The organism is Knoellia sp. S7-12, assembly GCF_040518285.1.
Classification (GTDB): domain Bacteria; phylum Actinomycetota; class Actinomycetes; order Actinomycetales; family Dermatophilaceae; genus Knoellia.
On the sequence record NZ_CP155449.1, the window covers coordinates 773,147 to 798,881 of the forward strand.

General features: G+C 67.7%; 23 protein-coding genes and 1 pseudogene. 10 read left to right on the forward strand and 14 right to left on the reverse strand.

All coding sequences use genetic code 11. The features are described 5' to 3' along the window. Positions 1-72: 72 nt before the first annotated feature. The 8 genes from V6K52_RS03710 (at position 73) to V6K52_RS03745 (ending at position 10,455) form a co-directional block, all read left to right on the forward strand. The gene (locus V6K52_RS03710; protein ID WP_353952559.1) at positions 73-1,656 is read left to right on the forward strand and encodes a thiamine pyrophosphate-binding protein; all 1,584 of its coding nucleotides are present in this window, start codon (positions 73-75) and stop codon (positions 1,654-1,656) included. 53 nt (positions 1,657-1,709) lie between these two features. Then, complete coding sequence (locus V6K52_RS03715) at positions 1,710-2,894, forward strand: acyl-CoA dehydrogenase family protein (RefSeq protein ID WP_353952560.1); 1,185 nt, start codon at positions 1,710-1,712, stop codon at positions 2,892-2,894. A 3-nt stretch (positions 2,895-2,897) separates the two neighbouring features. Beyond that, complete coding sequence (locus V6K52_RS03720; protein ID WP_353952561.1) at positions 2,898-4,376, forward strand: MmgE/PrpD family protein; 1,479 nt, start codon at positions 2,898-2,900, stop codon at positions 4,374-4,376. After that, a complete protein-coding gene (locus V6K52_RS03725) occupies positions 4,373-5,536 on the forward strand; it encodes a citramalate synthase (protein ID WP_353952562.1) in 1,164 nt (387 codons plus the stop codon). Before V6K52_RS03720 ends, V6K52_RS03725 begins: the two co-directional genes overlap by 4 nt. Further along, entirely contained in the window at positions 5,533-6,801 is a 1,269-nt protein-coding gene (locus tag V6K52_RS03730; protein ID WP_353952563.1) for a CoA transferase, read from the forward strand. The genes V6K52_RS03725 and V6K52_RS03730 overlap by 4 nt, the downstream gene beginning before the upstream one ends. After that, a complete protein-coding gene (locus tag V6K52_RS03735; RefSeq protein ID WP_353952564.1) occupies positions 6,798-8,261 on the forward strand; it encodes an aldehyde dehydrogenase family protein in 1,464 nt (487 codons plus the stop codon). Before V6K52_RS03730 ends, V6K52_RS03735 begins: the two co-directional genes overlap by 4 nt. Positions 8,262-8,290: 29 nt before the next feature. Further along, positions 8,291-9,070, forward strand: a complete 780-nt coding sequence (locus V6K52_RS03740; protein ID WP_353952565.1) for an enoyl-CoA hydratase/isomerase family protein — start codon at positions 8,291-8,293, stop codon at positions 9,068-9,070. A 152-nt stretch (positions 9,071-9,222) separates the two neighbouring features. Beyond that, a complete protein-coding gene (locus V6K52_RS03745) occupies positions 9,223-10,455 on the forward strand; it encodes an MFS transporter (RefSeq protein WP_353952566.1) in 1,233 nt (410 codons plus the stop codon). An 809-nt stretch (positions 10,456-11,264) separates the two neighbouring features. Here V6K52_RS03745 and V6K52_RS03750 read toward each other — a convergent pair. The 5 genes and pseudogenes from V6K52_RS03750 to V6K52_RS03770 form a co-directional block, all read right to left on the reverse strand. Next, positions 11,265-12,035 (reverse strand): DUF1524 domain-containing protein, encoded by a 771-nt coding sequence (locus tag V6K52_RS03750; RefSeq protein ID WP_353953708.1) that lies wholly within the window; start codon positions 12,033-12,035, stop codon positions 11,265-11,267. Positions 12,036-12,554: 519 nt separating this feature from the next. After that, positions 12,555-12,647: pseudogene (locus tag V6K52_RS03755) on the reverse strand (DUF2510 domain-containing protein); the annotation flags it as partial. 29 nt (positions 12,648-12,676) lie between these two features. Next, on the reverse strand, positions 12,677-13,210 hold the full coding sequence (locus tag V6K52_RS03760; RefSeq protein WP_353952567.1) for an excalibur calcium-binding domain-containing protein: 534 nt from the start codon (positions 13,208-13,210) through the stop codon (positions 12,677-12,679). 190 nt (positions 13,211-13,400) lie between these two features. Further along, positions 13,401-13,586: a hypothetical protein gene (locus V6K52_RS03765; RefSeq protein ID WP_353952568.1), complete on the reverse strand. Its 186-nt coding sequence runs from the start codon at positions 13,584-13,586 to the stop codon at positions 13,401-13,403. Between the two features lie 49 nt (positions 13,587-13,635). Beyond that, entirely contained in the window at positions 13,636-14,136 is a 501-nt protein-coding gene (locus tag V6K52_RS03770; protein WP_353952569.1) for a hypothetical protein, read from the reverse strand. A gap of 181 nt (positions 14,137-14,317) precedes the next feature. On the opposite strand from V6K52_RS03770, the gene V6K52_RS03775 reads away from it, so the two are divergent. Next, on the forward strand, positions 14,318-15,562 hold the full coding sequence (locus V6K52_RS03775) for a hypothetical protein (RefSeq protein WP_353952570.1): 1,245 nt from the start codon (positions 14,318-14,320) through the stop codon (positions 15,560-15,562). On the opposite strand, the gene V6K52_RS03780 is transcribed toward V6K52_RS03775, so the two are convergent. The 9 genes from V6K52_RS03780 to V6K52_RS03820 all read right to left on the reverse strand — a co-directional run bounded on the left by V6K52_RS03780 (position 15,551) and on the right by V6K52_RS03820 (position 24,221). Continuing rightward, positions 15,551-15,784, reverse strand: coding sequence for a response regulator transcription factor (locus V6K52_RS03780; RefSeq protein ID WP_353953709.1), 234 nt, complete (start codon positions 15,782-15,784; stop codon positions 15,551-15,553). The genes V6K52_RS03775 and V6K52_RS03780 overlap by 12 nt on opposite strands. 627 nt (positions 15,785-16,411) lie before the next feature. After that, on the reverse strand, positions 16,412-16,996 hold the full coding sequence (locus V6K52_RS03785) for an XRE family transcriptional regulator (RefSeq protein WP_353952571.1): 585 nt from the start codon (positions 16,994-16,996) through the stop codon (positions 16,412-16,414). Between the two features lie 78 nt (positions 16,997-17,074). Next, positions 17,075-17,893 carry an ABC transporter permease gene (locus tag V6K52_RS03790; RefSeq protein WP_353952572.1) on the reverse strand — a complete coding sequence of 273 codons (819 nt, stop codon included), beginning with the start codon at positions 17,891-17,893 and terminating at the stop codon, positions 17,075-17,077. Further along, a complete protein-coding gene (locus V6K52_RS03795) occupies positions 17,893-18,804 on the reverse strand; it encodes an ATP-binding cassette domain-containing protein (RefSeq protein WP_353952573.1) in 912 nt (303 codons plus the stop codon). The genes V6K52_RS03790 and V6K52_RS03795 overlap by 1 nt, the downstream gene beginning before the upstream one ends. A gap of 71 nt (positions 18,805-18,875) precedes the next feature. Next, positions 18,876-19,634 carry a DUF4386 domain-containing protein gene (locus V6K52_RS03800; protein WP_353952574.1) on the reverse strand — a complete coding sequence of 253 codons (759 nt, stop codon included), beginning with the start codon at positions 19,632-19,634 and terminating at the stop codon, positions 18,876-18,878. A gap of 1 nt (position 19,635) precedes the next feature. Continuing rightward, positions 19,636-19,950, reverse strand: coding sequence for a hypothetical protein (locus tag V6K52_RS03805; protein ID WP_353952575.1), 315 nt, complete (start codon positions 19,948-19,950; stop codon positions 19,636-19,638). A 166-nt stretch (positions 19,951-20,116) separates the two neighbouring features. Beyond that, positions 20,117-22,897 (reverse strand): LuxR C-terminal-related transcriptional regulator, encoded by a 2,781-nt coding sequence (locus V6K52_RS03810; protein ID WP_353952576.1) that lies wholly within the window; start codon positions 22,895-22,897, stop codon positions 20,117-20,119. Positions 22,898-22,967: 70 nt separating this feature from the next. After that, positions 22,968-23,249 carry a hypothetical protein gene (locus V6K52_RS03815; RefSeq protein WP_353952577.1) on the reverse strand — a complete coding sequence of 94 codons (282 nt, stop codon included), beginning with the start codon at positions 23,247-23,249 and terminating at the stop codon, positions 22,968-22,970. Positions 23,250-23,297: 48 nt separating this feature from the next. Further along, positions 23,298-24,221: an NAD(P)/FAD-dependent oxidoreductase gene (locus V6K52_RS03820; protein WP_353952578.1), complete on the reverse strand. Its 924-nt coding sequence runs from the start codon at positions 24,219-24,221 to the stop codon at positions 23,298-23,300. Between the two features lie 203 nt (positions 24,222-24,424). On the opposite strand from V6K52_RS03820, the gene V6K52_RS03825 reads away from it, so the two are divergent. Then, a complete protein-coding gene (locus tag V6K52_RS03825) occupies positions 24,425-25,675 on the forward strand; it encodes an MFS transporter (RefSeq protein WP_353952579.1) in 1,251 nt (416 codons plus the stop codon). Positions 25,676-25,735: the final 60 nt, after the last annotated feature.

Consider the following 25,735-nt stretch of genomic DNA (forward strand, 5'->3'; position numbering starts at 1 on the left):
ACCGTCCGCTCCTCCAACCATGGCAGAGGCCGAGTGCGTCCTGCACCGGTCCTCAGGCGAGAGGAGCAGGTCGTGCGCACCGTGCGGGATGCAGCATTCGAGGTCCTGCGGCAACAAGGGCTGACGCGGATCTTCGCGAACCCCGGTTCGACTGAGGTCGCCCTGCTGGCCGACCTGCCTGACGACCTCGACTTCGTCCTGGGGCTGCACGAGGGCTCCGTCGTCGGGATGGCCTCCGGTTACGCTCTGGCGACGGGGTCACCGGCGCTTGTCCTGCTGCACACGACGGCCGGGTTCGGCAACGCGGTCGGAGCGATCGCGACGGCCAGGACCAACAAGGCCCCCCTCGTCATCCTCGTCGGCCAGCAGGACCGCCGTCATGTCGCCTCAGAACCCTTCCTCGCGGGCCACCTCGACGGACTGGCCGGCGCCTATGCCGTCTCGAGCCGGCAGCCGGCCCGAGCGGCTGACGTACCGGCGGCCATTGCGCGTGCAGCCCACGAGGCCGCCCTCCACCGTGGTCCGGCCGTGGTTGTCGTCCCCATGAGCGACTGGGCGGAGTCAGCCGACGACACCATCGCGGTGCCTGCCCCCGTGCGCCTTCGTGTTTGTCGTGGCGTCGATGAGGAGGTTGGCGCGGAGCTGGCCGCTGTCCTCGACGGCGCCAGCAACCCGGTCCTTGTCGTTGGTCCTGGCGCTGACTCTGCTGACGGCTGGGCCGGCCTGGGTGCCCTCGCTGACCGGCTCGACTGCCCCGTGTGGCAGGAGGCGCACGGGTCGCAGGCGGGCTTCCCCCAGGACTCATCACGGTTCCGTGGCCACCTGCCGGCGGGTCGTGCGGCGCTGCGCGACGCGCTGGCGCCTCACGACGTCGTCCTCGTCGCCGGTGGTCCGGCTTTCCGCCAGGGGACATGGGAGCAAGGACACTTTGTTACGGCGGGCACCACGGTCCTGGTCGTCACGGCGGACCCGGAGGAAGCGACCTACAGCGCGGCCCACCTCGCCGTAGTCGGCGACGTGGCGCGAGTCATGACGGATCTGGCAGAGCGGGTGGCACCCCGACACGCGCCTGAGGCACAGCCGCCCCGTTCACGCATGGTGCTGCCCCCACAGGGCAGCCTGCGTGCCGAGCACGTTTTCGCCGCTCTGGCCGACCGGCTACCCGAGGAAGCGACCGTCTTCGAGGAGAGCCCGTCCAGCCGTCGCCTCTTGCTCGATCTGATGCCCACCCGCCGACCCTTCGGCTTTGTCACCGTGGCACAGGGCGGGCTGGGGTTCGCGCTGCCGGCGAGCATCGGCGTGCGGATGGCCCGCCCGAACCGCCCCGTCGTCGCGCTGCTGGGCGACGGCGCGTCGCTCTACAACATCCAGGGACTGTGGAGCGCCCAGCACTACCGGGTCGGGGCGCTGTTCGTCGTCCTATCCAACGGTGGGTATGCCGTGATGGACCGGCTGGCTGCCGGCCACGGCGGCAAGCCGCCGTGGCCGGCATTTACCGAGGTGAGCGTGTCGACGATCGCAGCCGGGTTCGGTTGTGCAACCAGCCGCGTAACGACCCACGACGAGCTGACCGACCAGCTCGATCGCATCCTTCCGACCCTCGGAGAGCGCACCGAGCCGCTCCTGCTCGAGGTCGTCGTGGAGGCCACAGCCTGATCACGCGGGTGCCCGCACTCCGCGCCACCCCATGAACCACGAAGGAGGCCATTATGGCCCAGGACTGGCTCGCCGAGGACTTCCTTACGGAGGACCAAGAGGCGTTGCGCGACACCGTCTCTGACATCGCCAAGAAGTACGACATGCAGTACTGGATCGACGTCGAGGAGGCCGGCCGCTACCCCGCCGAGTGGGTCAAGGAACTCACCGACGGAGGGTGGCTCTCGCTGCTCATCCCCGAGGAGTACGGCGGCGGGGGTGGCACCATCCCGGACGCGGCCCTCTTCCTCGAAACCCTCAACCGCTGGGGCGGCAACGCCGGCGCGATCCACGCGCAGATGTACCAGATGGGCGCCATCCTGCGACACGGAAGTGACGAGCAGAAGCGGCAGTGGCTGCCGCAGATCGCGAACGACGGTCTGCGCCTGCAGTCGTTCGGGATCACGGAGCCCGACGCCGGCACCGACACGACCCGTATCCGAACCTTCGCGGCGCGTGAGGGCGACGAGTACGTCGTCAATGGTGGCAAGATCTACACGTCGCGATTCCACCAGACCGACCTCATGCTCCTGCTCGTGCGGACGGAGAAGTACGAGGACGTGGAAAAGAAGACCGACGGCATGACCGTTCTGCTGGTCGACGTGCGAGAGGCCAAGGAGAACGGCCAGATCGAGTACCGGCCGATCAAGGTCATGTCCGGTCACCACACGAACCAGCTGTCGATCACCAACCTTCGCGTTCCCGTCGAGAACCGGATCGGCGAGGAGGGTAAGGGCTTCAAGGTCATCCTGTCGGGAATGAACGCGGAGCGCCTCCTCGTGTCGAGTGAGTACATCGGGTCGGGCTTGTACTTCATGGACCGCGCCGTGCAGTACGCCAAGGAGCGTGAGGTGTTCGGTCGCCCGATCGGGATGAACCAGGGCATCCAGTTCCCGCTCGCCACTGCCTTCACCGAGCTGCGCGCGGCGAGCCTCATGCGCTGGCACGCGGCAGAGGTGTTCCAGGCGGGAAGCCGCGACGGCTTCTACGCCAACACCGCGAAACTGCTGTCCTCCAAAGCGTTGTGGAACGCCGCGAACGCCGCCATGGACACGTTCGGAGGTGCCGGTCTCGCCTCCGAATACGGTATCGAGCAGAAGTTCCGGGCGGCGCGTGGTCCGATGATCGCCCCGATCTCGACCAATCTTGTTCTCGCAGGCATCGCGCACCGCGACCTGGGCATGCCGAAGAGTTTCTGAGCCATGACGACCACGCCCAGCCCTGCTGCGGGACCCTTAACCGCGGCTCGTGGCAGCCGCCCGGACGGGCCACCCGCTGCAGTCGGCAGCGGAGCGACGTACGACATTGCGGCCTTCGCCGCGGGCGCCGTGGCGCGCAGGGCCGGAGCCGATCAGGCCGACGCGGTGCTTACGGCCCTCGTGGACACGGTTGCGGTCACGGTTGCCGGGATGAGCACGCCCGCGGTGCGGATCCTCCTCGAGGTGCTCGAGGCGGAGCCGGCACCGGGGGACTGTCGGCTCTGGGGGTCGGCTCTGGCGGTCGGCCCCTCGGCCGCGGCCTTGATCAACGGTACGGCGGCCCACGCCCTGGACTGGGATGACGCGTCCCCGACCATGCCGATGCACCCCGCCGCGGTGCTGCTTCCCGCCCTCGTGGCGCAGGCGGCCCGGACGGGTGCGACGACAGATTCCTTCGTCTCGGCATACGCGGTGGGCTCGGCGGTCTTCCGTGCGGTGTCGGAGGTGCTGCCGCTCGAGGTCCACTACGGCAGGGGGTGGCACAACACCTCGACGACGGGGCGCCTCGCGGCGACGGCGGCCCTGGCCGCCTTGACCGGGCTTGGCCTCGAGGAGACGCGTCACGCATTGGGCGTGGCCGCCTCCATGGCCTCGGGGAGCCTCGCGAACTTCGGCACGATGACCAAGCCCCTGCATGCGGGCCTGGCAGCACGTGACGCCGTCACTGCGGTGGCTCTGGCGCAGCGGGGGTTCACCTCCCGTCACACCCAGTTGGAGGCAACCGGAGGGTTCTTCGCTCTCTTCGGTGACACCGACGACGTCCGGCTGCGCGAGCTGCCAGAGCGCCTGCGACGCTGGGAAAGCACGTGGCGAGACGACTGGGTGATCAAGCGCTACCCATCGTGCTACGCCACGCACCGGGCCATCGATGCGGTTCTCGACCTGCGAACGAGCGTCCACCCCGAGGCGGTGTCCTCCGTTGAGGTCACCGTGCACGCGGGCGGGTTGAGGCCCTTACTGGCGCACCTGCCCAGCACCGGCTTGGAGGGCAAGTTCAGCCTCCCGTACACGGTGGCTCGAGCCGTGCGCTCTGGACACGTGCGACTGACCGACTTCACCGACGAGGCCGTACTCGACCCGGCTCTGCGCCCGCTGGTCGAGGGCGTCGTGGTCCGAGAGGGGCCCGATCCCGACGTGCAGGGCTCGACGGAGCCGTTCACGGTGGTGACGATCCACACGAACGACGACCAGGTCCACACGCGGCGCGTCGATGTAAGTCGCGGCGACGCGCGTAACCCGATGAGCACCACCGAGCTGATGGACAAGGCCGTCGAGGCCTTCGAGTTCGTGGGGTGGGCCCCGGCACCGACCCACGACCTGCTGGCCGGGCTCGCGTCACTCTGGGCCGGCGGCGACCTCGGTGGCCTGCAGGACGTCCTTGCTGGTGAGGGCGCGACGGGGGTACGGAGGGGGCTGGCATGAGCGGATTCCCGACGGTGGAGATCATCGAGGAGGGCATGCGCGAGGGCATGCAGATAGAGAGCGCCGAAATCCCGGTGGCGGCCAAGATCCGGCTGCTCGACGCGCTCTCCCGGACCGGTCTCCGCACGATCCAGGTGGGGTCCTTCGTCAGTCCCCGGTGGGTTCCGCAAATGGAACACATCGAGCAGGTCGTCCAAGGCTTCACGCCGATGCCCGGGGTCCGCTACACCGCGCTCGCCCTAAACCAGAAGGGCGCCGAGCGCCGTGCCGAACACGTGCCGCCGCTCGCGCCGCAGGAGGCCACCTCGCGCACGACGGTCCACCTGTGTGACGTCTTCGTCCAACGCAACACTGCCCGCACCCAGGCCGAGGAGATTGCCGCCGTGCCACGCACCGTGGAGGCCGCGCTGGCGCGTGGGGTGACTGAGGCCGTCGTCGCCATTAACGCTGCGTGGGGTTCGAACTGGCTCGGTCGGTTCAGCCTGGAAAGGCGCAACGAGCTGATCGGCCTCCAGATGCAGGCATGGCAGGATTGTGGCGTCACGCCACGCACTGTCTGGCTCGGCGACCCGATGAGTTGGAACACTCCGGGTGCCGTTGAGGAGCAGCTCCGCTGCATCCGGGGGGAGTGGCCGGAGGTTAAGACCTTCCACCTGCACCTGCACGACGGACGGGGTAGCGCCCTGACCTCGGCCTACGTCGCTCTGCGTGCCCTCGACCGAGAGCACACTCTGGTGCTGGACTCCTCCATCGGGGGAATGGGCGGGTGCCCTTACTGCGGCAACGGCCGCGCAACGAAGATGATCCCGACCGAGGACCTCGTCGACATGCTTGAGTCGGAGGGAATCGACACCGGCATCGACCTGGCGAGGCTGATCGAGGCTGCCCACCTGGCCGAGGAGGTCGTCGGACATCCGCTCTACGGCAAGGTCAGCAAAGCCGGACCGCGCCCGACGGGGGACGCCTTGTACGCGATGGACATGCCGCTGGTTGAAACCGAGGAGCAGGCCCAGCACTTCCGAATCGGGCCGTCGGTGTATGCCGGGTGCCCGAGTCCATGGCGCAGCCCGATCACCTCCCCGGCCCGGGACGAGGCCGAACGCGCTTTGTTGCACAGCGGCACGGCGCCGCGAGAGCCCCAGCATCAGGACAAGTCATGACGACAAGAGAGACCACCATGAAGAGTCAGATCCCGACCGGAACCACCCCAGGCTCGCTCGTCGGCCTCCGCGTGGTGGAGCTCGGTACGAGCGTGGCCGGGCCGACCACGGGCCAGGTCCTCGGGGACCTCGGCGCGGAGGTCATCAAGGTCGAGAGGGTGGGCACGGGCGACGACACCAGGGGTTGGGCGCCACCGTACTGGGGCAGCGAGCCGATGGCCTTCCTCGGACTGAACCGCAACAAGAAAAGCCTGGCGCTCGACTTCAAGGACGAACGCGGGGCGAAGGTGCTCGAGCGGCTCCTGCGCAGCGCCGACGTACTGGTGCAGAACCTGCGACCGGGCGCTCTCGCCAAGGCCGGCTTCGACCTCGAGCGGCTCCGCGAGCTCAACCCCCGTCTCATCTACTGCGAGATGAGCGGGTTCGGCTCCGTGGGCCCTCGAGCCATGGAGCCGGCCTACGACCCCTTGCTGCAGGCGTACGCAGGCATCGTGAGCATGCTCGACACGGGACAGGGCCCACCGAACCGGGTGCCCCTATCCATTCTCGACAAGGGCACCGGTATGTGGGCCGTCATCGGCATCCTCGACGCGCTGCGGCGACGGGACCACACCGGTGAGGGCAGCCACGTGGAGGTCTCGCTGCTCCAGACCGCCGTCTCCTGGGTCGACCAGAAGGTGATGGGCTCGCGGGCCGGCAACCCGCCGCCGCGCAACCTGGGATCCGGCCACGCCGGTGTCGTGCCGTACGGCGCGTTTCCCGCGAGCTCCGGCTACGTCTTCATTTCGGCGGGCAACCAGTCCCTTTGGGTCCGCCTCGTCTCCGCCCTCGGTGCACCCGACCTGCTCGAGCGTCCCGGCTTCGGGTCCAACATCGAGCGGGCCGAGCGCCGGGCCGAAGTCAACGAGGCGGTCTCCGAGGTGACGCGCACCTTCGAGGCCGACGACCTCCTTGAGCGGCTGGCGAAGGCCGGGGTGCCGAGCGCACCGGTGCGGCCCGTGCACGAGGTGGCCGCCGACCCTCAGGTGCAGGCCGTCGGTCTGGTCACGCCCCTGCCCCACCCGCTGGTGCCGGAGCTGGAGGTCATCAACCTGCCGGTGACCTTCGACGGCGCCTACCTGCCTCACCAGTGCCCACCTCCGCAGCTCGGGCAGCACAGTGCCGAGCTGCTCCGCGAGCTGGGCTTCAGCGCCCAGGAGGTGGACGAGCTCGTCGCCGGGGGAGTGGTCGACTCCAGCACATCCGCGGACCAGGTGACGGCGTGAGCGACGGCCTGCTCTCCAGCTCACGGTGGTCGGGGAGGTACTTCAGCAACGGTTGGCAGCCGGCAGGGTCCCAGGGTGCCGTCACAGAGAAGGCGACCGGGGAACGGCTGGAGACCATCGGCCTGGCCGATGCTGACGCGGTGTCGGTCGCGGTGGGGATTGCCCTCGGGGTGCAGCGTTCCTGGGCGGAGTTTCCCTACGACGCCCGTGCCGCCGTCATGCGCCGTGCCGGGGTGCTCTTCGAACAGCACGCTGCCGAGGCCGCGGAGTGGACCGCGCGTGAGACGGGAGCCCCGTTGGCAATGGCCGAGCGAGCGCAGGGGGTCGCCGCGCAGGAGTGCTACGAGGCTGCAGGGCTCGCCAGCGCGCCGTACGGAGAGCTGCTTCGCTCGACCGCCCCGCGACTGTCGTTCGCGCGCCGGCGACCCGTGGGAGTCGTGGGCGTCATCGCACCCTTCAACGCACCACTGGTGCTGGCGATCCGCGCGGTGGCACCGGCGCTTGCGCTCGGCAACGCGGCCGTGCTCAAGCCGGACCCGCGCACCGCCGTGAGTGGTGGCGTGCTCATCGCCCGAATCTTTGAGGAGGCAGGCCTGCCGGACGGCCTGCTGCACGTCTTGCCGGGCGGGGCCGATGTCGGCGACGCCGTGGTTCGGCACTCGCGGGTGCCGGTCATCGCCTTCACCGGATCGACCGGGGCCGGCCGGGCCATCGCTCGCGCCGCCGCCGAGAGGTTCAAGCGGGTCCACCTCGAGCTAGGGGGCAACTCAGCTCTGGTCGTGATGGGGGACGCGGACGTGGCCAGGGCGGCCGCCGCTGGAGCCTTCGGGTCGTTCCGCCACGCAGGGCAGATCTGCATGGCGAGCGGACGACACCTGGTCCATGAGTCCGTCGTTGACGACTACCTCGCCGCGCTCACCCGCATCGCCGAGGGAACCACAGTGGGTGATCCACTCGACGCCAATGTCGGCTACGGGCCGCTCATCGACTCCGGCCAGCGTGACCGTGTCCACGCCCTGGTCACCGAGTCTGTCGGTGCCGGCGCGGCACTGCTCGCCGGCGGCACCTACGACGGCTTGTTCTATCGCCCGACGGTGCTCGGGCATGCGCCGCTCGACGCACCCGCCTACGCGTCCGAGGTTTTCGGCCCGGTAGCACCTGTGGTGTCGTTCGCCGACGCGGACGAGGCGGCGTCGCTGGCGGCCGACTCACCGTATGGGCTGTCCCTCGGCATCATCACCCGCGACGTGATGGCCGGGCTTGACCTCGCCGACCGCGTCTCCACCGGGTCTGTGCACATCAACGACCAGACCATCAACGACGAGCCGACAGCTCCCTTTGGTGGCCTCCGGGAGTCGGGGTCCGGCGGAAAGCACGGTGGAGTGCAGTCCAACCTCGAGGCCTTCACCGAATTGCAGTGGGTGACGGTGCGGCGTGACCTGCCGACGTACCCTTCCTGACCAACCGCGCGAGACGATAGGGACCAGCCATGACCGACGACATCCTGAAGGTGGAGGACCGGGGCCGTGTACGGCTACTCACCCTTAACCGGCCCGCCGTGCGCAACGCGCTCAACCGCGACCTCAACGACCGCCTCGTCGATGAGATCATCGTGGCGGACCACGATCCCGAGGTGTTCGCCATCGCGATCACCGGGGCCGGGTCCGCGTTCTGCTCCGGGGCGGACCTTAAGGACGCGCGTGACCTCGCTGCGTCGGGACGACCCTTCTATGGGCCGCTCCACAGCAACCGCCGCAGCCTCATGGAGGTGATGATCGACTCGCGCAAGCCCACGCTTGCCATCGTCAACGGCCCGGCAATGGCAGGTGGGTTCGAGCTCGCCCTCTCCTGCGACCTCCGGGTCGCAACTGCGGACGCCGTTTTCGGTGTCCCGGAGGCGAAACGGGGACGCGGGGCCCACTTCGCCTCGGTGCTGCTGCCCGTTACCGTGCCGCCGGCCATCGCCATGGAGTGGTTGTACACGGGGCGGCAGATCAGCGCCGGCGAGCTCGAACGGTGGGGTGTGCTCAACCGGGTCGTGCCCGCGGACCAACTGAATGCCACAGCCACGGCGCTGCTCGACGAGATCGTCTCGTCGGCCCCGCTCTCGTTGCAGCGGCTCAAGTTGACTTACCGCAAGACGGCCGGGATGTCCCCATTGGCGGCGATCAGGCTCGACACTGGTCCCGACGTCTACCTCTCCGAGGACCAGAAGGAGGGTGCTCACGCGTTCCTGGAGCGGCGTGAGCCGAAGTGGCAGGGGCGGTGAAGCAACGAGGTCACGCATCGCCAGAACCGCAGGACCCGGGTGGACCCCGGACCGGTGACGGCGTGGGCCTGGGCTCTGCGCCGACGAACCCCCCTGCGGCGGTCGGCGGGGTCGAGCCGGCGGGGATACCTCCGCACGGTCTGCGTCACGCAATGCGCGCGTTCAGGCACCGTGACTACGCCGTGTTCTGGGTGGGTGCCATTACGTCCAATACCGGTGGCTGGCTGTCGAATCTCACGGTGCCCTTCGTCATCTACGGCATGACTGGGAGCGCCCTGTGGGTGGGTCTCGTCAGCGTGTTCCAGTTCGTGCCGAACATCGTTCTAGGCCCGTGGGGCGGTGTGCTTGCCGACCGGCACGACAGGCGCAAGGTGCTACTCGTGACCCAGTTCGGGATGGCGCTGAGCGCCCTGCTGCTGTGGGCCTTGTGGGTGGCAGGGCTGCGTGAACCGTTGGTGGTGATGGCCCTCGTCGGACTTGGCGGCATCTTCCAGGGCGTCAATATGCCGAGCTGGCAGTCGTTCGTGAACGACCTCGTTCCGCGTTCCGACCTCGACTCCGCGGTCGCCCTGAACTCCCTGCAGTTCAACGCGGCTCGTTCCCTGGGGCCCGCCATCGCAGGCCTGATCTTGGCGACGATCGGGCCAAGCTGGGCCCTGCTTCTCAACGCGCTGTCGTTTCTCGCGGTGCTCCTGGCACTGGTGCTTCTTCGGGTGCGCAGCGAGGCCAGGCAAAGGGATCCCGCGCCAGTTTTCCGGCAGTTTCGAGCGGCCCTGCGCTACATCCGTGGGGAGCCGGGGATTCAGATGGGGCTGCTCGTCGCCATCGCTGTCGGCCTGCTGGTGAACCCGATCTTCCAGTTCACGGTAGTCTTTGCCGGAAGCGTCTACGACGTGGGGCCGGGGACCTTGGGCCTGCTCAACGCGGCACTTGGTGTCGGGGCGCTGTTGGCGGCCCCGGTACTCGCCGGATGGAGCCACGTGCTGAGTCGATCTCGTCTGACGCAGGTCGGACTAATCGGTCAGGCGGTTGGCCTTTCCGCGTTTGCACTGTCGCCCGGACCGGTCGGTGGAGCAGTGGCACTCATCGTCATCGGGTGGGCGCTTCTCATTAGTATTTCGGCCACGAACACCGCGGTTCAGGTCATCGTGGCCGACGAACTACGCGGTCGCGTTCTCGCAGTCCGAATCATGGCCTACACGGGGTGCTTCCCGATCGGGGGTCTGTTGCAGGGACTCCTATCCGACCTGTTCGGCCCGCGGGTCACCGTCCTCGGTGCCGGGGTGGCCCTTTTGGTCGTGGCGCTGGTCCTGACGTTCTTGAGGGGCCCCCTGCGGATGCAGCGGCTGGACGACCAACACGATGCGGCCGGTCGCGTGACCTGACCGGGCTCAGTTCAGGCCGAGGCTTCGGGACAAGAACGGTCGCAACAATTCGCCGTCGGACCGGCGGCCGTCCATCGACGGCCGAGGATGGCCATGGCCTGCCCGAGGTTGCCCGTGGCTCGCTCCGACTCCGTGAACCCGTGTGAACGAGCCCGAGCTTCTTCGAGGGCGAGAAAAGAGTCCCCGGCTGGCGGTGATGAAGTCGGCGCTGGGCTTGACGAGAGTTGTCAGGCGCGGGACCACGCCTTGTCCGTGGGCCGAGGGCTTCGCACCCGGCGTCCAAGTCGGGAGATCTCGGGGGTAACCGATCCGCGGGTCGAAGCCCGAACTTGCGCTATAAGAGTCAGTCCGTCGAGCCAGCAGGGGACGGGCAACGTCGAGCACTCAGACGCACCGCCGGGTCGCGACGATAACTGGGTTCGCGGTGGTCGGAGGACGGTCCGTCGGGCAAAACCGGGCCATAAACCGGGGGCCACACGACAACAGGCCAAGGCCAAAATGGCCCTGGCCTGCAGTGTTCGTGCGCCATCAGGGACTTGAAGGTTGAACACGTGCCGCCGTCGTGCGTGGGCTACGCACGATTGACTTCAGTTTAGGTGGTCTCAGGGCTGGTTTCCGCTCCTAAGTGTTCCCCGGGGAACATGTGTCGGGCCGTCGTCCACAGCCCAGCCGACCATGCGTCGTTGTCCAGAGATCCATGAGTGCCGCCCCGCGAGCTCGACGGCATACCGCATGCTCGAGGCAGGGCCGCGGTCACCCAGTCCCCGCGTTGGCGGGGTGGCATCGGAAGGCCAGTCCGCCCTGGCGGATCAGCCCTCGCACCCCATCCCATCACTATCGCCGTCGAGATGTGGCGCGTAGCCGGGCTGCCCAATCCGTATGGGGTCCGCTCCGGCAGCTCGTACAGCGTCGCAGTTTTTGTAGTACACGTTTGACGGCGCCTTGGGCTCGAGAGCCGGTGGGGCGGCTGACTCGGTTGTCGCCTTCGGCACGGACTTGGGCAAGGCGGCCGTAGTTGGGGCGGGCCCGGGACCGGGGAGGGCCGTGGTCGCACAGTTCGACAGCACCCTGACCATGGCTTCCCGTTCAGCAGCGGTGACCCAGACTTCGTACTTCACCTTGACCGCGACGACTCTCGCCACGTAGGTGCACCGGTATGGCTTATTGGGCGGGAGCCAGGTAGCGACATCCCCGTCGCCTTTCGAGCGGTTGGTTCCCGCGTCAACTGCGAGCAGGTTCAATGGGTCGTTGGCGAATGCGAGACGCTTGCCGGCGCTCCACTTCGCGGCTCCCTTCTGCCAGGCATCGCTGAGCGCGACAACGTGGTCTACGTCGATCTCACTGCCACCGCCGACGACGAAGCGCACGTCGGCCCCGGTGAAGGGGTCCGGACTGCGAGTGCCGGCCAGGACCTTGCACCAGTTCTTCATGTCCCTGTCCACTAAGTCGCGGCGCAGCATGTCGTTGCGGGTGTCGCAGCCGTTGCGGTCCGTGTCGAACCATGTTTGCCCGAACTGCTCTCGGGAGTACCCAGTCTTGGGTGCGCGACCCTTGACAGCGAGCATGGCAACGGCAGCCAAGGCGGTGCCCTTGGCTGCCGTTGCCCGAGGGGCTGGGGGCTTGCTGGCTGCGGGCGTCCGCGTCGGTGTCGCAGTGGGTGAGGCACTTTGGGCGGTGAGAATGGCAGACGGGGAGGGGCTCGGGGAAGCTGTCGAAGGTGCGTGCGAAGCGGGGACGGGAGCCGTCGAGGCCGGTGGGGCCGCCACCGGCTGGTCCTCTGGCGAGTTGGCGGTAGCACCCCCGACGACGGTGAGCGCCAAGGCGACGCCCAAGGCAACTCCACTGGCAGCCCGGCTGCGCAGTCGCGCCCACTCGACGCGGCCACGAACCAAGGCAACGAGGGCTACCACCAACAGGTAGAACCCGGAGAGGCTGAATAAGCCGCTCACGCCTGAACCGGCCGCACCTAGGAGCGCTACGAAGATCAGACCGCCGTAGCCGAACCACCACGCAGGGTGGCGTTGTGGAAGCACGGGGCGACTCGATGGCGGCCTTGGGAGCGCATGCAGCGGGTGGGGCGCGTCAGCGGGCGAGGCGGTTGGGGCTGGCGCGAAGTGGGGGGTCCACTGGGCTCCGTCCCAGTATCTGAGTGTGCCGTCGGGGGTGGGATACCACCCAGCTAGTGCGCTCATGTTGTGACTTCCCCCGGTTCGTGCCTTATCTACTCGCAGGCGATGCCATCCTGGTCGCGGTCCAAGTCGGTGGAGTAGCCGGGGTCACCACGGCGGATCGGGTCAGCTCCCGCCTCTCGAACCGCAGTGCAGTTCTCGTAGTGAACTTCCTGAGACTCAGCCTCTTCAGCTGCGGCTGCGGCTGCAGCCGCAGCTGCAGCTGCCGCTGCCTTGGCCTGAGCGGCCGCCTTGGCCTTGGCCTTCGCCGCGGCCGCAGCTGCTGCCTTGGCCTTCGCCTCCGCGTCGGCCTTCACCCTCGCAGCAGCAGCAGCAGCCTTCGCCTTCGCTTCCGCGACGGCCTTTGCCTGCGCGGCAGCGGTTGCAGCCGCGGCATCTGCCTGCGCCTTCGCGGCCGCTTCAGCGGCGGAGTTGTCTGTGGGGGTCGCAGTTTTGGTGGGAAGCTGTGCGACTGGCGCCTTCTGGGAAGGCGGCGACACCGCGTCCTCTGGCCCCCCACATGCGCCCACGCTCACGACGAGCACGACCGTTGCGACCGCCAGCTTGAAGCTTGTGCAGATCTTCATCCCGTACCCCCTGGTTGAGTTCCCTCCTGCGAACCCTAGGGGGGTAGGTCCCGGGCGTCTTCCGGATGGGGACATTGCTTGACGTGAATTGTCCTTCTCGTCGTCCCAGTCGCTGCCGCTTGCCCTATCGACCGGGTCCTAAACGGAGCCAGGCCCGAGTCGGCGGGGTGTACTCCAGCACGGGGCGAGCCTAGGTCGCACGTCCACGCGCGCTACGTCGGCGCACGCTCCAGCGCCGGACCCGTCGCCCGTTGACGGTGACCCACACGCCGGTGTCGTGCCAGGTGCGCCACCCGTGCGCGTCGAGAGTGCGCGCCCAGTCGGCCTCGTCGCCGTCGGTGACGGGGTCGTAGTCGATCAGGGCGTACTCGAGCATGGAGGCAGGGCGTGGTTGAGGCGGTGCAGGCACTGGACGAGAGTAGGCGTCACGCCTGACGGTCTTTGGCCCATGACTCGGCTAACCGATCACGCGCGATCCTGACGATGTCCCCGTCAGCAGAGCTGCCAGACACTGCACTGATCGCGTTCTCTCCCGCCGTCGCCAGCAGCTCACGAAGCTGCTGGCGACGATCTTCATCGTCTTCTGCTGTCAGTGCGCGGCTCGCCACCTCGCGAAGCTGGGCCGAAAGCGACAAGAGCTCAGGAGTGATCTGACTGCGAACAGTCTCAGTGGCTTCCTCCAACGAATCGATCGTGGTGGCCAGCCGTTCCGCCAAGATCAGCACGTCTTCACGTGCTTGGATCAGAGCCGTGGCGCGCTCACGCTCGCGCGCTTCCCTTTCATCTTCTCGGCGGGTCCTGACTTCATCCAAGCGTTCTTCCCGTTGTGCATCTTGTGCCTTGCGAGTTCGCACTTCGGCTCCAACTTGGGTGATGACGATGCCGAGGAACCCAAGGGACGCCACCCATGCTGTGGCGTAGTCCACTGGTGCCGGAGATGCCAGACACATCGTGATCCTCGCCGTCCCACGTCTTCAGGGTCAGGAGGGCACTTGGCTGGCCGCGCTTCCGCTGAGGCTGGCTCAGGTGGCGGTCCCGGTCTGCATCGCGGTCGCGGTGCTGTGACACCGTCTGGTACAGATCGACCTCGTCGTCAACCGAGCTCTTGTGCTGACCCTGGCGACCGCGGTTGTCGCTGCCGGATACGTCAGCATCGTGGTCGCCGCGAGTCTCACGGTGATCGGGGGTGTGGCGGGCTTCTGGCCGTCGGTGGTGGTGACCGCGGTGGTCGCGGTGGCCCTCCAGCCGCTGCGAAGCAGGATCGTCAGGATTGCCGACCGACTGGCCTTCGGGGACGCTGCGGCACCCTACGAAGCCTTGGCCGACTTCAGTCGCCGGTTGGGCGAACGTCCCGACCCCGACGCCCTGCTCCCGGCGCTGTCGCAGGCTGCGGGGGTCGCTGTCAACGCGCACCACACGACCGTGCAGCTCCAGGTAGATCACGGACCCGATCGCGTTGCGCGGTGGGCACCCACACGCGCGGACGGCCATGGCCTCACCACTGAGGTTCCGATCCTCCACCGGGGCCAGCACCTCGGCAGCCTTACCGTGGTGATGCCGGCCGGACACCCCCTGCGGGCGCGGGAGCATCGGCTGCTCGCCGACCTGGCGGACCAAGCGGGCTTGGCGTTCCACAACGCCCACTTGGCCACCCAACTGTCGGCGCAGGTGGAAGAAGTGCGGCAACACACCGTGCACCTCGCCGAGTCCCGGCAACGACTGATCACTGCGGCCGACGCGGTACGCAGCCGACTCGAGCGCGCGATCTCTGCACAGGTGCTCATCCACCTCAGTCCGCTGCCGCACCGGCTGCGTCAACTGGCCGACGACCCACGCCAGGATGAGCCTGGACTGGCTCTCAGGCTCTCGCCGTTGGTGCAGTCACTGACCGCTGCGCTCGAGGGGCTCAGGGAGATCACGCGCGGGATCTTCCCCGCCCAGCTCACCCGCTCCGGGCTCCCCTCAGCCGTGAGCTCCCTGCTCGCGCGCTCCAGCACTCCCGGAACCCTCATCCTCGTGGACGACGTCGCCAGCCACCGTTTCGACCTGAGCATCGAGGCTGCGGCGTACTACTGCATCGCCGAGGGAGCACGCGAGCTCCGGCATCCCGTCGCCCGAATCCGCCTGATCGATGGCGACCTGGACGTGGTGCTCACCGGCAACAACCCGGCACGGGCCCTCTCCGTGCCCCACATGCGAGACCGGGTGGACGCGGTGGGCGGATCCATCACTGTCCGATCAGGCAGTGACGACACCACCATCGAGGTCCGCATCCCTGTCGCCCTGCTGCCGGATACCGTGGTGACCGGCATCGCACCACCGGCGTTACCAGGCGCGCTCTCAGCTCCGTGACCGGGACCAGGCCTCCGCCAGCCGTCGCGGGCCGAACGCCGACTTGGTCACGTACTCTTGTGCGCCGGACTCCGCCACGAACTGCTCGCCCGCGTCCTCGTCGTGCGTGGACACCAGCACGACCGCTGGCGGCGAGCTACGCGCGCGCAACCGCCGCGTCGCCTCCAGCCCGTCTATCCCGGGCAGGTTCACGTCCATGATCACCAGGTCCGGGTTCACCACGTTCGCCAAGAGCCAGTGATTCTTCCCCGGTGAGGGCCTGATCCACCACTTCGAAGTTCGGTGTCGCGCCCACGACAGCCGCGAGGGCGCGCATGAAAGCCTTCTGGTCATCGACCAGCAACACTCGGACCTGATCCACCTGTCGACGCACCTCCAGCCTCGAGTGTGTACCAATGAAGCAGGCGGGTTGAAGGGGGTAGACCGCACGCTGACTGGGGGCCACCACTCAATGAGGAAGTCGAGTGGCGCCTCCAGCGCGGACGCGGACCCGCCGCGGATCAGGTCACCGCCGACGTGACTGGCGCGTACATGAACCAGTTGCGGGGTATGTAGAAGCCGACCGACAGTCCCACGTCGCGGTGAGAGGGTCGCCATCAGCTTCTAGATGTGTTCGGCCACCTTCGGGTTGGAATGTGGATTATCGAAGTCACACCCCCGGTGGTCCTCGTGTCCCCGCTCACGCTCGTCTCAATGCATGCTCGGCATTCTGCGAACAAGGCAGGCGGCGATGACCGGTTTTGCGGTGGCGGCCATCCTCGTCGTGCTGGTCACTATGACGGCCTCGGCCGCCTGTTCGGCAGTCCTCGGCCTCAGCATTGAAAGCTCCACGGGCCAACGGGCCGCGTTTCAGCGCTTGCGAGGCGCTGCGCGGACGTGAATGCGCTCACCCTGCCTACCGAGCAAGCTCAGGACCTCAACGGGTTGGTCGCCGGCCGCGCCGAACCAGTGAGGCAGATGGGTGTCGAATTCAGCAACTTCGCCCGGTCCCATCGTGATGTCGTGATCGCCCAGGATGAGGCGCACCTGCCCGGCGAGGACGTACAGCCACTCGTAGCCTTCGTGGGTGCGCAGCTCCCGTTCGCCAGCCTCCGGGGGGATGACCGCCTTCCATGCCTGTATGCCGCCGGGTTGGCGGGTCAGCGGAACCACGGTGCGGCCGTTGCGCTTGCGAGGCGTGAAGCGAACCCGGGGGTCGCCGACCTGGGGGGCGCCGACCAGTTCGTCCAACGGGATCCTGTGCGCGGCGGCAATGGGCAGGAGCAGCTCGAGGCTGGGCTTGCGCTGCCCCGTCTCGAGCCGTGACAGAGTGCTCTTGGAGATGCCGGTTGCGGTCGCCAATTCCGTCAAGGTGATGTCCCGCTGAGCTCGGACCCGCCGGAGTCGGGGGCCGACGTCGGCCAGTGCAGTATTGATTGCCGACGTGCTGTCCATAGGGGCAGTTCACCATCGGTTCCCGGTCATGGCAATGCACATTGCCACAACCGGGACTCCGCGCCGAAGGTCATCGCCCTACTTCACCTCGGATCGGACGAGCGACCGCACGCCGAAAGCCAGGGGCACCACGAGCCAGACCAGGGTCGTGAGGGCGAGCTGGGCCCACTGCTCGCCGTGGAAGCCGCCTTGGAACAGGGCGTCCTGACTGAAGTTGGGGTCGACCCACGGCTGCAGGTCGGCGAACCACTTCTGGTTGAGGGCCAAAAAGGTCAGGAGTGTGGGGGCGACGAAGGCGTAGATGAGATAGGCGACAAGCGCCGCAGTGGAGCTCCGGATGAGGACGCCGAGCATGAAGCCGACCATGAGCAGCAGGGTGTTTCCGGCGACCATGCACAGCACATCGACCACACCGTGGTCCCACACGGTGGGCACGCCGTGGATGGCTGATCCGATCACGTTGCCGACGGCGCCGACGGGAAAGGCGACGAGCATGGAGACGACGGCGATGGTCACGGCGGCGATGGCCTTGCCGAGCAGGATTCGCGTGCGGTGGGGGACGAGGGTGAACGTCGTCAGGCCGCTGCGCTGGCTCCACTCGGCCGTGACCGAGAGGATGGCGATCATCGGCAGGATGACCGACATGGGGAAGCCGATGGCCAAGGTGAACGTGCTGTAGGTGAACTGGTTGGTGGGGGCGAACGCGATGACGGCGCCGGTGGCCAGCAGAGAAGTTATGCCGATGCTGGCCAGCAGCCAGAATCCCGCTCTCGTGTCCAGGGACTTGCGCAGCTCGACTCGGGCAATCCGGGACAGCGGGATGTGCACGGGGGATTCCTGGCGGACCCTCGGTGGTGTCGTCGGGATCGTCTGTTGCGGTGGGGCGATGGTGGTCATCAGGCTGCGCTTTCTCGTTGGGTGTCTGCGGTGAGCTCGAGGAACATCTCCTCCAGCCCGGCACCTTCCGCTGGCCGGAGCCCGAGGAGGGCGACGTCGGCTTCGTGCGCGAGCCGACCGACCAGCTCCGGGTCGGCGTCGACGCGCAGGGTGACGGCACCGGCATACGGGGTGCCGTGGTCGGTGAACGTGACGCCGGCGGCGTCGAGCCCGGCGACCAGCGGCCCACGGTTGCGGGTCTGGACCAAGGTGCCGGTGCCTGCGAGGAGGTCCGCCTTGGTGCCTTTGGCCACGATGCGGCCGTGTCCGATGACGACGATGTCGTCGGCGATGACCTCGATCTCGTGGAGCAGGTGGGAGGACAGCAGAACGGTTCCCCCGCGGTCGGCATACCCACGCAGCAGGTCACGCATCCAGCGGATGCCGCCGGGATCGAGCCCGTTGGCGGGTTCGTCGAGGATGAGGATCTGAGGGTCGCCGATCAGGGCCGTCGCGATACCGAGGCGCTGCCGCATACCCAGCGAGTACTCGCGGACACGGCGGGTCGACTCTGTGGAGGTCAGGCTGACCAGGTCGAGCATCTCGTCGACCCGGCCACCAGGCAGGCCCATCATCTGTTGGCTCAGCGTCAGGATCTCGCGGCCCGTGCGGCCGGCATGCTGCGCGGACGCGTCCAGCAGCACTCCCACCTCGAGTCCCGGGTTGGGCAGGTCGGCGAACCTGCGCCCCAGGACCGTGGCGGTGCCGGACGTTGGCCGGGTAAGTCCGACCATGATCCGCATGCTGGTGGACTTCCCGGCCCCGTTGGGGCCAAGAAACCCAGTGACTCGGCCGGGTGAGGCGGTGAATGTGACGTCGTCGACGGCGAGGGTGGGACCGTACTTCTTGGTGAGTCCTTCGACGGTGATCATGGGGTGGCTCCTGTCGGCTGAGGGATTGAGTGGGTGCAGGGGTGTGAAGCCGGAGAGCTGCCTTGCGTTGATCAGCTGGCGCTGGCGGGTGCGGCAGCGGTCCGCGGTGAGGGCTTGAATCCCTTGGCCACCAGGTAGAACCCGAGTGAGAGCTCCCAGATGAAGATGAGGGCTCCGCCGGGGGCGAACCACACCGAACCCTGTTCGGTGAGCCCGAGGATGACGGCGACGGTGACGGCGAGCAGGGGCACCACGGCGAGGAGTCCCATCGTCGGGAGGATGCGCGGCACGAGCCGTGAGCGATACAGAATGGTGCCGATCATCGTTGCGTTGAGGGCTGCAGACATGTTGGGCCCGAACTGGAACGTGTAGTCACGTACGGCGACGAGGGCGTGGCCGGTGGTCACCAAGGACGTCTGGTCCGTGCCTGCGGTCTCACCGGCCTGCCGGAGGGTGACGACGGCGAGCAGGCTGATGACCCCCGTCATGATGACGGCTGCCTCGAAGATGCGGGTCGTGACGAAGCCCAGCGCGAGGGACTCGTGCAGGCGCCGGGCGACGGGGTAGAAGGCGACTGCGCTACCGATGCAGGCCAGGGCGTTGACCGTCTCGAGCAGGGCGCCGATGACCACGCGGGTGTCCTCGCCGGAGCTGACGATGTAGTTGGGGTCGTCCAGTATCGGGCTGAAGAAGTAGAACGCGGCTGGGATGGATGACGCGAACGTGATCAGGTAGAACAGCCCCGTCGCGAACGCGTACTTGCGGGTCCAGTCACCCGCTGCCGCAGGCGCGGTGGTGGTCGTGGTGGGCGTAGTGGTCGTGGTGGCCATGTCAGTCTCCTTGGGGTGTGTTTGTGGTTGTCGGTGAGGTTGCGCGAGGGGTGTTGAGAGGGCTGGCAGATGGTGACTGCGTCTCCGTGTCGAGCTGCGTGACCGACAGCAGTGGGAGGCCAATGTCACGCAGCTTGGACAGGAGTCCGTGGAGGGCGGCCTGGTCGACGACGGGACCCTTGAGCACGGTGGTGCCGTCGGGGTCAGTGGACAGGGCCATCCCCTCGAACAAGGTGGCCCACCGTGAGCCGAGGTGCCCCTGGATACGGATCTCGTACCGCGCCCCGTCGTGCTGGCCGGCTGTGGTCTCATGCATCGGTGGCTCCTGTCATCCCGGTCCCGCTGGGGCTCCCGTAGTTCGGAGCTTGTGGTGCGGTTGACTGAAATGTAGGAACCGATGTGGTGAGCGCGCGTCAGCACATGTAGTGAGCAGTGTGGTGATTCGTGCGAAGCGGGTCAGGTCGCCGTCGCGGTCTGGTGTGTCAGGGCCGCGAGGTTGAAGGCAGGAGACCCAGCTCCCGTGCTCGGGTGACAGCTGCGCGTCGGCTGTTCGCGCCGAGCTTGGCGTAGATGTGATGGGTGTGCGTGCGCACCGTGTGCAGCGACACGACGAGGTGGCGCGCGATGGCGGGTCCGTCAAGATCCGTGGACAGCAGCCGGAGGACCTCGAGCTCGCGCTCACTCAACTGCTCGACGAGGTGTGGGACGTGACGGTCAACGTGTGCAGGCCGCTCGGCGGGGCCACTGGCCGGCGCCGTTTGCCTGCACGCGTCGAGCAGCCGCTGGACGTAAGCAGATCCGCCGTGCTGGGCGAGTGTGGCCTCCAGCAGCACCGCCATGGCAGGGCCCTCGCCGACGAAGACGCGGACGTAACCCTCGGGTTCAGCCAGACCCAGCGCACGCCCAAGATCAACCAGGCCGCCGGCGGTGTCAGCGTCCGCCTGTCGGGCAAGCGCCTGCAGGATGAGGACCTCGATGGCAGTGCCAGTGCGGCCGCCCGACTCTGCGGCGTCCAGCAACCTCTGCAGCAGATCGGTGGCCTCACGCAGGGAGGCCTTGTCGCCGTCGCTGGTATGCCGGGCTAGCAAGATGCGCGCGAGAGTGACGTGCTCGTACTCGCGCAGATACGTCAGGTCGTCGTCCGCGGTCAGACCATGCTCCCTCGCCCAGGTGAGCGGTTCATCGAGGTACCCGTGGGCGGTGAGCACGCGCGCTCGGACCGCAGCGACCGGGCGCACATCCGGCAAGAAGTCGCCCGTGTAGACCGCTTGCGCTTCGTCGAGCAGCTCCAGCGCGCCCGGAAGATCTCCCCGCGCGTCCTTGAGGCGCGCCATGGCGACACGCCACCGGTATGGATTCTGCGGTAGGCCGGCGCGGTCACCGAGCTCTTGACTGCGCGACAGATGTCCGAGGGCTGTCGTCAAGTCGCCTCGTTCGTAGGCAACCTGGCTCAGGCCCACGTGCATGTCTGCGGTGCCTGGCAGTACCCCACCCTGCGGCTCCGGTTGGCCAGCAGCCAACCCCAGGGCGCGCTCATACGTGGCCAGGCCGTCGCCGAGGCGACCTTGCGTCAAACGGATGTCCGCCAGGGGGATCGAACACCCGAGGATGTCCGCGATGTGGCCGATCCGCTGCATCCTCTCCACGCAGTCCGAGTAGGAGAGGTGGGCTGCCTCGAGGTCACCGTCACTCCAGGACGCCAGCCCGGACAGAGCCGAGGCGCCCGCCCGGACCAGCTCGTCACCGTCAGCGGCCAGAGCCATGGCCTGCTGCGCATGCTTGACGGTGCTGGGGACGTCGCCTCGATGCAGGGCCAGTGCGGCTCGGTACATCGCGATGGTGCCCGGGAGTCCGGCAAGCTGCTCAGGGTCGGTCACGACCAACGGCCTCAACGGACCCGAGAGCTCACGTGTCGTCCGCCTGGTGAGGCTGTCGAGGCACCGCTCGGCATCGTCAAGGCGTTGCCGGACGCCGTCGAACTCCCCTGCGGACATCAGCGCTCCGACGAAAAGGACGGCGAGCACTGGCCTTGCTCGAACCACGGCGTCGGGGATGACGTCGACCCATCCACGGACGATTCCATCCTGGCGGGTGCGTTGAAGGGTGGGGATGGCCGCCTCAACCAGAACCGCGGCACGATTGACGTCCCCGGCGGCCAGGGCGTGCCGGACGGATGCCGGCGCCTCATCCTGCTCCTCGTACCACTGGCTCGCCCGGCGATGCAGGGATGGCACCGCGCCAGGTTGCTCATCGCCCAGATGGCTGCGTAGGACATCGGCGAACAGGTGGTGGTAGCGGTACCAGTGGCGCCGCTCGTCGAGCGGGACAACGAAGAGGTTGGAGCGCTCCAAGATCTCGAGCATCGCCTTACCGCCCCGGTGTCCCGTGACGGCGTCGCACAGGGGACCGCACAACCTGTCCAGGACCGAAGTGTCGATAAGAAAACTGCGCACGTGGTCGGGTTGTCGGGCCAACACTTCCTCTACGAGGTAGTCGACGATGTAGCGGTCGTCCCCGGCGAATCCGGCGATGAACCGGCTGACGTCATCTCGTCCCTGCATGGACAACGCTGCCAGTTGGAGCGCCGCAATCCATCCTTCGGTGCGGACCTCGAGGGTCGCGATGTCAGCGTTCGCCAGACTGAGCCCAGCGACATTGTCGAGGTATTGAGCAACCTCCTCTGGCGTGAAGCGCAGGTCGCCGGCACGGATTTCGACCAATTCACCCCGGGCGCGTAGGCGAGGAAGCGGCAGGGTCGGATCGGCGCGCGTGCTGATGACCAGGTGCACGTTCGGGGGAAGGTGCTCGAGCAGAAACGTCATGCCCGCTGCGATGTCGGGCCCGTCGACCTGGTGGTAGTCATCAAGCACCAGATGGATCTCGCTTCTCACGCAGGAGAGCTCGTTGACGATAGTGGTCAGGACCGTCTGGACCTGTGGCTGCGGCGAGGCCAGTTGGGAAAGCGCGTCGTCGACGAGTCCGGGAACCACCTTGGCCAAGGTGGCGGTCACGTACCTCCAGAAGGTCGTCGGCTGACCGTCATGCTCCTCCAGGGACAGCCACGCCACCAACCGGTTCCCGGACTGCGGTTCGGCCAGCCACGATGCGAGTGCGGTGGTTTTGCCGAAGCCAGCGGGTGCGGAGATGAGTGTCAGCTTGGCCGCTGAGCCACGGCGCAGGTGTGCATCCAGGCGGGCGCGTGGGACGGCGCCCCCACGCACACCGGGGATGAAGAGCTTGGTCTCGACCAGAGGGCTTGCCATGACCACTCCCGTCGTGAGCCCTTGATGAGGGATGCGCACGAGACTAGGGCACACGGTCACCCCCGAGGATCTATCCCGCGGACGAGCCAGTGATGAGGCGCACCCGCACCTTGTGCAGCTGGGGCAACAGCCCATAGATCACGATGGGTACTGCAAGGGTGGCCAGGACGAGAGTGCGAACGACGGTTGGCACGCTGACCAGCCAACTGCCCAGCGCCAGGTTGAGGATGCTCAGGGTGGGAAAGACCGCCACCCAGATCATCAGTGCGAGCTGGTGTTTTGTGGGCGGCCCGACCCGCGGTTGCGTCTGCGCGTCGGGCGCCGGGGTGGACGGGGGTGCGGGGTTGGCCATGTTTTGCTCCTTGGGACTGATGGGGAAAGGGACGTGTGGTCGGTGACGTCAGAGGTGGAAGGCGCGGACAGCCTCTTGGACGTCCTCGTCGACCAGGTCCGCGTTGATGGCGATGCCGGCTGCGGAGCCTTCGCCGGCGGCGGTGATGACCTGTGCGCGAGGGTTGGTGATGTTGCCCGCCACCCAGAGGCCGGAGACGCTGGTGGCACCGTGGGCGCCGGTGACGACGAAGCCCTGCTCGTCCATGTCGGCGCCCACCCCGACCAGCAGGTCGTTGTTCGGGACGAATCGTGGTGGTACGAAAAGCGCGTCGCGCGCAACGGACTGAGCGTCGGTGAGCCTTACAGCTGTGAGGCGGTCGTCCTCGACCCGGATCTCGGCGACCTCCCCTTCGACGATGCCGACGGCCCGCGCTACTAGCTGCGAACGGTTCGGTGTGGTCAGGGTGTCGGCGGGCGCGAACAGGACGACGTCGTCGGCCCACTGCCGCACGATCTGGGTGTAGCGGACCGTCTCCGGGCCGTTCCACAGAACGCCGAGCCGACGATCGCGGACCTCCCACCCGTGGCAGTACGGGCAGTGCAGGACATCGCGTGCCCACCGATCGGCCAGGCCAGGGATCTCGGGGAGCTCGTCGCGCAGCCCGGTCGCGATGAGAAGGCGTCGTGCGAGGACCCTGGTGCCGTCCCCGAGCAGGACCCAGAACCTGGTCGTGCCGCACGGAACGACTCCGGTCACGACGCCGTCTCGGAGCCCCCCGCCATACCCAGCCACCTCCTTGCGGCCAGCCTCCACCAACTCGCCAGGCGGCATACCGTCACGCGAGAGAAACCCGTGCATGTGGGCCGCCGGCGCGTTGCGAGGGGAGCCGGAGTCGACCACGAGGACCTTGCGGCGCGCTCTGGACAGAACCAGGGCTGCGGACAGTCCGGCGGCACCGCCACCGATCACCACTACGTCGAAATCGCTCATGCCGCAAGGGTGCACTCACGAGCGCAAACTGGCGCGAATCGTTGCCGTTCCCGGGAAATCGCTCCGTTGCGGTGGGCAGTACCACCCGTTCTGCCGCACTTCGAGCCGGCGAGGACACTACTGCGAAACGGCCCGGCCGGGTAGCGGGGTCGGAGCACACTGGGTGCATCGACCCGACCCAATCCGACAGCACCGCCGCTGGCATGGCCACGGCGGAGCCGGACCGCGCCACGATGCCCGACGTTGGATGGCGTTTCCTCCTGCTCTACACGCTGGCCTACATGAGTACCTGCCTGGTGTTCCTCGCACCGCTGTTGGTGACCTTGGCCCTGAAGGTGAACTCGCTCGTCGGGCTCGAACGTGCGCCAAACAGCCTTGCGCTCGTCGCCGGCATTGGTGCCGCTGTGGCAGTGGTCGCCAACCCGTTCTTCGGCAAGCTCAGTGACCGCACCACCTCGCAGCTCGGCATGCGCCGCCCCTGGATCGTGGCCGGACTCACGGCTGGCTCTGTGGGCGTCCTCATCGTCGCGCTGGCGCCGACCATCCCGCTGGTCCTGCTGGGATGGTGCGTGGCGCAGCTGGGGTTCAACGCGCTGCTGGCCACAATGGTCGCAGTGCTGCCCGACCAGGTGCCGGCCACGCAGCGTGGGATGGTGGCAGGAGTTCTTGGGGTGTGCCTTCCGGTCGCCTCGGTGGCGGGCACGTTTCTCGTCAAGCTGTTCACCGGCCACATGCTCGCGATGTTTCTCGTGCCCTGCCTCGTCGGCGGGATCTTCATCGTGCTCTTCGCCGTGACGTTGGCGGATCGTCGACTGGACCGGGCGGACAGGCCGCCGTGGTCGGTGCGAGAGCTGGCCATCACCTTCTGGGTCGACCCGCGCCGGAGCCCGGACTTCGCATGGGCTTTCGCCAGCCGTTTCATGTTCGTCCTGGCCTTCGCCTTCCTGACCACATACCAGGCGTACTACCTGCTGGACCACCTCGGGAGCGCCGAGGGCGCTGTACCGCAACAGGTCTTCCTCGGCACCCTCGTCCAGTCCGCCGTGATGGTTGCCGCGTCCCTGCTCGCCGGGAAGCTGTCCGACCGAACGGGACGGCGGAAGGCCTTCGTCGTCATCGCCTCCGCCATCTACGGCGCGGCGATGTTCTTCATCGCCGCGGCCAGCAGCTTCAACGGTTTCCTCGTCGGCATGGCGGTCGGCGGGCTGGGCTTCGGGATGTACATGGCCGTCGACCTTGCCCTCGTCGTGGACGTGCTTCCTGACCCCGATACCGCCGCGAAAGATCTCGGCGTACTGAACATCGCAGGTGCTCTCCCCAGCGCTGTCGCGCCGGCCGTCGCCCCGGTCATCCTTGCCATGAGTGGGGGCAGCTACGCGATGCTGTATGCCGTCGCCGGGGTTTGCGCGTTGCTCGCGGCCGCGGCGATCCTTCCTGTCAAAGGCGTGCGCTGAGGCTCGTCCGGGTCGCAGCAACAGTGCAACGGGCGGCACTGACACCCGCTGCAGGCATCG